At 36.9% G+C, this 7,011-nt stretch carries 4 protein-coding genes and 2 pseudogenes; 1 reads left to right on the forward strand and 5 read right to left on the reverse strand.

What is annotated here, in order from left to right; translation table 11 throughout:
- Nucleotides 1-11 precede the first annotated feature (11 nt).
- Genes XEN7305_RS15265 through XEN7305_RS15280 form a run of 4 tightly spaced genes read right to left on the reverse strand, consistent with a single transcriptional unit; the run spans nt 12 to nt 5,700 of the window.
- Nucleotides 12-1,790, reverse strand: coding sequence for a SpoIIE family protein phosphatase (locus XEN7305_RS15265; RefSeq protein WP_006510360.1), 1,779 nt, complete (start codon nt 1,788-1,790; stop codon nt 12-14).
- Between the two features lie 49 nt (nt 1,791-1,839).
- Nucleotides 1,840-2,199, reverse strand: a complete 360-nt coding sequence (locus XEN7305_RS15270) for a response regulator (protein ID WP_040898104.1) — start codon at nt 2,197-2,199, stop codon at nt 1,840-1,842.
- 25 nt (nt 2,200-2,224) lie between these two features.
- Nucleotides 2,225-4,771 (reverse strand): response regulator, encoded by a 2,547-nt coding sequence (locus XEN7305_RS15275; RefSeq protein WP_006510362.1) that lies wholly within the window; start codon nt 4,769-4,771, stop codon nt 2,225-2,227.
- Between the two features lie 35 nt (nt 4,772-4,806).
- A complete protein-coding gene (locus XEN7305_RS15280; RefSeq protein ID WP_238568985.1) occupies nt 4,807-5,700 on the reverse strand; it encodes an ABC transporter substrate-binding protein in 894 nt (297 codons plus the stop codon).
- Between the two features lie 399 nt (nt 5,701-6,099).
- Between XEN7305_RS15280 and XEN7305_RS27720 the strand changes: the two are divergent.
- Nucleotides 6,100-6,222, forward strand: a pseudogene (locus tag XEN7305_RS27720) (transposase); the annotation flags it as partial.
- A 130-nt stretch (nt 6,223-6,352) separates the two neighbouring features.
- Here the strand turns inward: XEN7305_RS27720 and XEN7305_RS26780 are convergent.
- Nucleotides 6,353-7,011 (reverse strand): annotated as a pseudogene (locus tag XEN7305_RS26780) (IS5 family transposase); the annotation flags it as partial.

The following is a 7,011-nucleotide window of genomic DNA, read 5'->3' on the forward strand; positions in this document are numbered from 1 at the left end:
ATTTAGACTAATTAAATTTGCTTTATTACTACTAAGGTAATATCATCGTAAATTTTCTGTTCACCTATATACATTAGTAAATCATCAATAACCATTTTCCTGATATTACTTGCTGATTTATGGTGGTTCTCCTTGATTAATTGGCAAAGCCGCTCCAAGCCATATTGCTGTCCTGAAGGATTTTCTGCTTCTGTAATTCCATCTGTATAAAGCACAATTGTATCTCCTAAATCTAATTTGATTTGGACCTGAAACACAAATTGTTCAATAGTATCTACTAAACCAATAGGAAAGCCCAAATCCATTGTGTCGATACGCTGAATTTCCCCTTGAGATTTAATTAAAATAATCTCTTCGTGCTGGCCACTTAAACTAACTACAGAGTTATGATAATCAACTAAACAAAGAGTTAGATTTCTGTCACAATTCATACGTTGTATATTTTTGTATATCGTTCGGTTAAGAACTTCTAAAAATTTTTTAGGGTCTTTTTCATCGATTTCCACTAAAGTTCTTACTGCTGTCTGTACCATAAGCATTAAAACCCCACTTTCTAGGCCATGTCCAGTGACATCTCCAATACCAATTTTTACCCGCCCATTGTCATGAAGAACATCATAGTAATCGCCCCCTACTTCATCGGCAGATTCCATAAATCCAGATATTTCCAGATCATCAATTTGCCGAAGCTCTTTTTCCTTCGGCAATATCATTTGTTGCAATCTTTGCGTTACTTCTATCTCAGTAGTCAGGCGGTTATTTTCTGCCTTAAGAAGTTTATTCAGTGTTGTAATTTCTTGGTTGGCTTGTGCCAGTTGATTTAGAAATAATTCTTCTTGATCTCTGAGCTGTTTTTTCTCCAAACAGGCACTAATTCTTGCTTTCAATATGACAGCGTTAAAAGGTTTAGATAGATAATCTTCCGCCCCCATTTCAATACATTTAACAACACTATCAATTTCATCTAAAGCAGATATCATAATCACAGGAATATAACTTAGTGAACTATTTTTAATCCATTGAAGAACTTCGTAACCGTCAATTCCTGGCATTAGTACATCAAGAAGTATTAAATCATATTTTTCTATCTGTATCATTGCCAAAGCTTGTTTTCCATTGGCAGCCCTGGCTACTTTATAACCTTGATTAATAATGTATCGAGATAATAAATCAAGGTTGGTTGCGTTATCATCGACTATTAAAATGGTGCTTCGATTTTTATTATCAATTGACTCTTTTTCTTGACTAAAATGAATACTATTAGAATTTGGTGAACTTTTTTCCGTGAGGGATGATAGATCTTTTTCTATGAGGGGTATGTTGTCAGTTGAAATAAATGAATCGTCAACTTGAATTGCACTGTGTTTTTTAGCTGTACCAGTCATATCACTCGTCATCGCTATTAGGCTCTGAGAAGCTTGATTGATTTTTTGGATATCTGATACTAAACTTTGGTTATTTGTAGTCTTTAAAATTTGTTGGCAATGGCTGATCACTGAATTTACGGGAATCTGTATCTGATTTTGGACCATTTGCTCAGTTAGCAATTTTTCCAAATCTAACTGATGAATTTCTAAATTGCTATCGTTGAGTAGAGTGCTAACTAATGATGTCAATTTAAGTCCACATTCTCTGATGTGTTTTAACTCGTGAAAATCTTGACTATCATTTATCATTTCAAGATCTTCTAATAGCATTTCGCTATAACCAATAATTGCATTGATTGGAGTTCGTAGTTCATGACGTAAATGAGATAGTGATAGGATTTTAGACTCCTTATTAGTTGACATATTGCGGTACACTCTCAAGAGAAAATTTTTGTAGTGAAGTAATCAAAACCTACAAAAAAGCCTTGATTTTTTCGAGAAGACGAGATAGGTCTATCGGTTTAGTGTCGTAATCATCACAACCGACTTCTAGCGCTTTTTCCCGATCACCAGCCATAGCATGAGCTGTCAGCGCAATAGTTGGAATTAATCGCGTCTTGGAGTGAGATTTAATAATTTTTGTGGCTTCCCAGCCATCCATCACAGGTAAACTCATATCCATTAAAATTAAATCTGGGATTTCTGATTGTGCCATTGAAACGCCTGTAGCACCATCAATAGCAATAATGACTTCATAGCCCCTTCTTTTCAATCTACGAGACAGCATATCTCGATTCATTTCATTGTCTTCCACTAATAATATTTTTGGCATAATCATATTTAAGAATTAGATAAATTTATTTGACTGACTGAACAATTTTTCGATTATTTTTTCTGTTGATAGCCTCTGACAAAAGATTATGTATCTCTTGGAGCAATATTTGGCGTTGATAGCCTCCTTTCTGAAAGATTGTTTCAACTCTACCTTGTAATTTATCTCGATCAATTGATGTTAATTCTTTAGCGGTTAAGATAATTACTGGAATGGAACTCCAATTTTGATTTTGACGAAGTTTATAAACTAATTCAAATCCATCCATTTCAGGCATCATTAAATCAGAAATTATTAGTTCTGGAGGATTCTTGGAGATAATATCAAGTGCTTGACAACCATGTTCCGCTTCGATAACTTCCCAGCTATTATTTTCTAATTGACGTCGTAACATCTGTCGAATGTCGGGGTTATCTTCTACTATTAAGATGCGATTAGAGGTAGATCCAGAGCGATATCCATCTAAAACCTCTCTTAAAATGTTTTTACTAATAGGCTTCAGTATATAGTCAACAGCACCTAAGGCATAACCTAAATTTTGATTATCTACCATCGTCATCATGATGACTGGTATTTGAGCGGTTTTTGGATCGGCCTTGAGAGATGTTAACACAGACCAACCATCTAAACCTGGCATCATAACATCAAGAGTGATCGCATCGGGCTCTATTTTTTTTGCTAAATCAATACCTTCCGAACCACTTCCGGCGGTGAAAACTCGAAATCCTTGCTTAGTTAAAAAGCGTTCCACTAAATCATGTACCGTTGGATCATCATCGATCACTAAAACAGTATTTTCGTTTGGTCCAATATCAATGTATTGCTCTTGGTTATTTGACTTGTATTCTACTTTAGCTATCTCCTGAAACTGAATTGGTAATTTGATAGTAAAGGTAGTTCCCTCATTGGCTGCACTCTCAACTTCAATGTCACCTCCCATCATCTCACAGAATTTTTTAGTGATTGCTAACCCCAACCCTGTGCCACCATATTTGCGAGTCGTTGAGGCATCTGCCTGGCTAAAAGCTTTAAATAGCTTACCGATTTGTTCTTTGGTCATGCCAATGCCTGTGTCGCTTACTTGAAAATCAATCCAGTCTTGATTATTGTGAGTATAGTCATTTAAGCTTAGGGTAATCTTCCCCTTTTGGGTAAATTTGCTAGCATTACTAAGTAGATTAAACAAGCTTTGACGAACTTTGGTAAGGTCCGAATGCATTGTCTTTAAACCATCAGAAATATGTACTTCTATAGTATTTTGATTTTTTTCAATTAAAGGTTGAATTGTCGCTACTACATCTTCAATGAGTCCACGAATCTCAAAAGATTCTAAATATAACTCCATGCGACCAGCTTCAATTTTTGAGAGATCGAGGATATCATTGATCAGACTTAATAAATGTTTTCCTGCTCCATGAATTTTCTGGAGATCGGGGATAAAACCTTCTTGCCCGAGATCCTCTGCCTCCTCATGTAACATCTCACTATAACCTATTATTGCATTCATGGGGGTGCGTAATTCGTGACTCATATTAGCTAAAAAAGTGCTTTTAGCCTGATTCGCCTGTTCTGCTACTTTTCTTGCTTCGCTCGCTTCCCTAATACTTTGAGCAAGTTCTGCTGTTCGTAGCTCAACTTTTTGCTCAAGAGTCGCATTGTACTCAGCTAATCTGTCATGAGAATTCGCTAATTCTTTTTTAGCTTGTTCTAGTTCGATTTCCCTTTGTTTTTGAATCTCTAAGGCTTTTTCTAAGGCTTTTTCTGCATGCCTGCGCTCTTCTATTTCTCTTTGCAGTTTTTCATGATTTTCTAATTGTCGAAAAACCTCATCAAACTTTGCGGCGAGAAAACCGATTTCATTATTGGGAATAGAATCAGGGACCAAAAATGAACCTGTTTCTTTACTTTCTCCTAGCGACTTATGTAAGCGATTCAGTGGAAGAAGTATAATCCGATGAATCAAAAAACCCATGACACAGAGAATTAACCCGGTACCAACAGCCATAGTAACAGTGGAAGTCAGAAAGGTTCGTTGTGCTTTTTGTTGTATTTGTTTAAGATCGACACTAACAATAGCTACACCTCGTTTTCCCGAAGTGCCAAAAATAACACTACTAAAGGGCAAAATATAAACGAAAAATTCCTCGCCATTGGACTTAGCTATTTGAATACTATCTTCAATTCCTGAACTAGCAGCTTTTTTCATTGCCAGCTCGAGTTTGGGATGAGAAGCTTTATATGGCTTGTTGTTTTGAACGATAGAGCTGTGAGCTAAGGTGACTTCTTGAGGATTGATGATAGCTATTTCCTCAACTGCTTCGAGAGTTGAGTAATTTTGCACAATCCTCCTTAATGTACTTGTATTCCCTAGTTCAATAAGACCCTCGGTGGCAAATTCTAGACCGTGAACAATGGATTGAGCCCTTTGCTGCACTTGTTTCTCTAGGTTGGAGCGAATCAACAGATAGTTGATCGAAAGTGTAGCCAGGCCTACAGTCACAAGTGAAACCCCAAAACCGCTAAGGAGTTGTTGAGATAAATTGCGTTTATATTTCAGAGAAGACTGATTCATTGGATGTCTATGTATCGAATTAAGTTTTCTTTAATTTATGTGGTCCATTTCTCAATAGCGCTAGTGATTGGATCTCCGTTGATTTCTACATCCTCCCTAATAGTGCGACCATGTCGTGGATCTTCTCGCAACATTTCCGTAATTTCTTTCATGGCTTGTGTTAAACGTCCTTGAGGCTCAAACATGCGTTGATTCATGTCGATATCACCCTTTTTAAGTCCAGCATAATCACTAGCAAAAGATTCTGGATTTTGTTCCAATTTTTGGCCAACTATGTTGAAGACATCATGAGGTTGACTCTCTAAAGCTGCCATGAGATCAAACCAAGTCAAAATAAATTGTGTTAATTCTTCTTTCTTATTAGCAAGAGTTTCAGAGCGCGTGGCCAGACCATCAATAACCAAACTATCAACATCTTTTGTTGTGTAAACGATATTCCCTTTAATGTCTTGAGCTGTACTGCTGAGTAATGGTTCCCAAACGACAGCGGCATCTAAAAGACCTTCTTGCATCTTTTGCACAGCAGCTTCGTTAGAGATATCGACAATTTCCACATCTGTTGGTTTCAGGTTATGCAATTTTAAAGCTTCTAGCAAAATTAGATGATTCACTGTTCCCAGTTTTGCCCCAATTTTTTTCCCCTTTAAATCTTCAAGAGATGTAAATTCAGACTGAGTTACGATGCCATCGGAACCAGAAGAAATATTTGTTACCAATACAAAGACTGGCCTGTCATTCCCAGGGTCTACTTGAGTCACATCCCAAAGTGCTTCAAAGGCCGCATCAACAGAACCTCGTAACATTGCACGAGCAGCATCAGAGCCATTTTGAAATCGGACAAATTCGACTTCAAGACCTCGGTTTTTAAATAGTTCTGCTTCTTGTGCATATACTGCGATATCAAAGCCAGGCCAATTAGTAATACCCACTTTCAATGATTTAAGAACATTATTTGGTTGAAAAAAACATCCGTGAATCAATAGGGGAGCAAAAAAAGTTACTATAAATAAAAGAGATAGAGAAAACCAAGATTTAGATTTAAACCTGTTCCTATTCCACATCATTGCACTCTCAGACTTATTTCGTTTGTTGGATTTTATGGTGATTTTGTAAGCAAACAATTAGTACAAATCACACTTACCCTAGATTTCCCCAAAATAATTTAAAGATAACAATCATCTTTAAAAGTGTTTAAAATGCTAGGCTTACTGAGTCAAAGCGCAAATCAATAAAGAACAGGGGTATATGAAGATAATGAACCCTGAAAACTATACAGGGGGTTGAGATATAAAAAACTGCGCCAAAACTAATAAGACAAAGAGAAAAAAATACAGTGTAAAAAATATAGTGCTTCATTCAAAGCCAAAATTGTATTAGAAGCTGTAAAAAGGTCAAAAACCATTAATGAAATTGTAGGGGATTTAGGAGTACATCCAAATCAAATTCAACAATGAAAAAAGTAAGTGTTAGAAGAAACGCCAGAGATTTTTAATCAGGAAAAAATCGACAAAAATAACAAGATGAAGATTAGACCTCTTGCAATATTCATTCCAAAATGTGTTTAGGTTGGCATAGGTTAGGTTAAGCAGCTAAGGATAACTCATAGTTATAGATTGAGGCAATCAAATTGCATTGGAGATTGTAACGACAACGACGATTGCGATATCGCCCAGCCAAAATGCGAAAAATTTTCAAGCTACGATTAATATGCTCAATAGCAATCCGCTCTTGGCTTAGAGCATGATTATAGTCGCGCTCTAACTGGCTCAAGTCTCTATGCTTAGGCTTCTTAAGAGGAATATAACTATGGTCGTGATAGGCTTTAATTCCCTGATATCCACTGTCTTGAAGACTCTCGGTCTCTGGATGAATATGAATCCCAGATACCTTAAATAGGTGGAAATCATGACGACAACCTTTACCAAAGAACAGGCAAATAATCTGAGCAGTATCACCCTCGGCAAGAACCTGACATTTGAGGGTATGTTGTTTCTTTTTTCCCGAGTAATATTGTTTTTGACCCTTTTTGGGCGCTCAATAGGCGTTTCTGTGACGTCGATGAGGATCACATCAGGGGTCCCAAAACCTTTCGTTAGTTGCTTCTTTCCGGGAAGCCGGAATCGACCTGAGTTCATCAGAACTTTTTCGACGCGGTGCACAATTCGACAAACAGTCGCTTCCGAAACATTCCAATCCTGGGCAATGTGAAAATAGCTGCGGTACTCTCGCCAATATTGAAG

Origin of the sequence: Xenococcus sp. PCC 7305 (genome assembly GCF_000332055.1) — a bacterium.
Lineage (GTDB): Bacteria > Cyanobacteriota > Cyanobacteriia > Cyanobacteriales > Xenococcaceae > Xenococcus.

What these genes read in the sequence shown, in the direction of transcription:
- XEN7305_RS15265 (WP_006510360.1), bottom strand. Translation starts at nt 1,790, where the DNA reads ATGTCAACTAATAAGGAGTCTAAAATCCTATCACTATCTCATTTACGT.
- XEN7305_RS15270 (WP_040898104.1), bottom strand. Translation starts at nt 2,199, where the DNA reads ATGCCAAAAATATTATTAGTGGAAGACAATGAAATGAATCGAGATATG.
- XEN7305_RS15275 (WP_006510362.1), bottom strand. Translation starts at nt 4,771, where the DNA reads ATGAATCAGTCTTCTCTGAAATATAAACGCAATTTATCTCAACAACTC.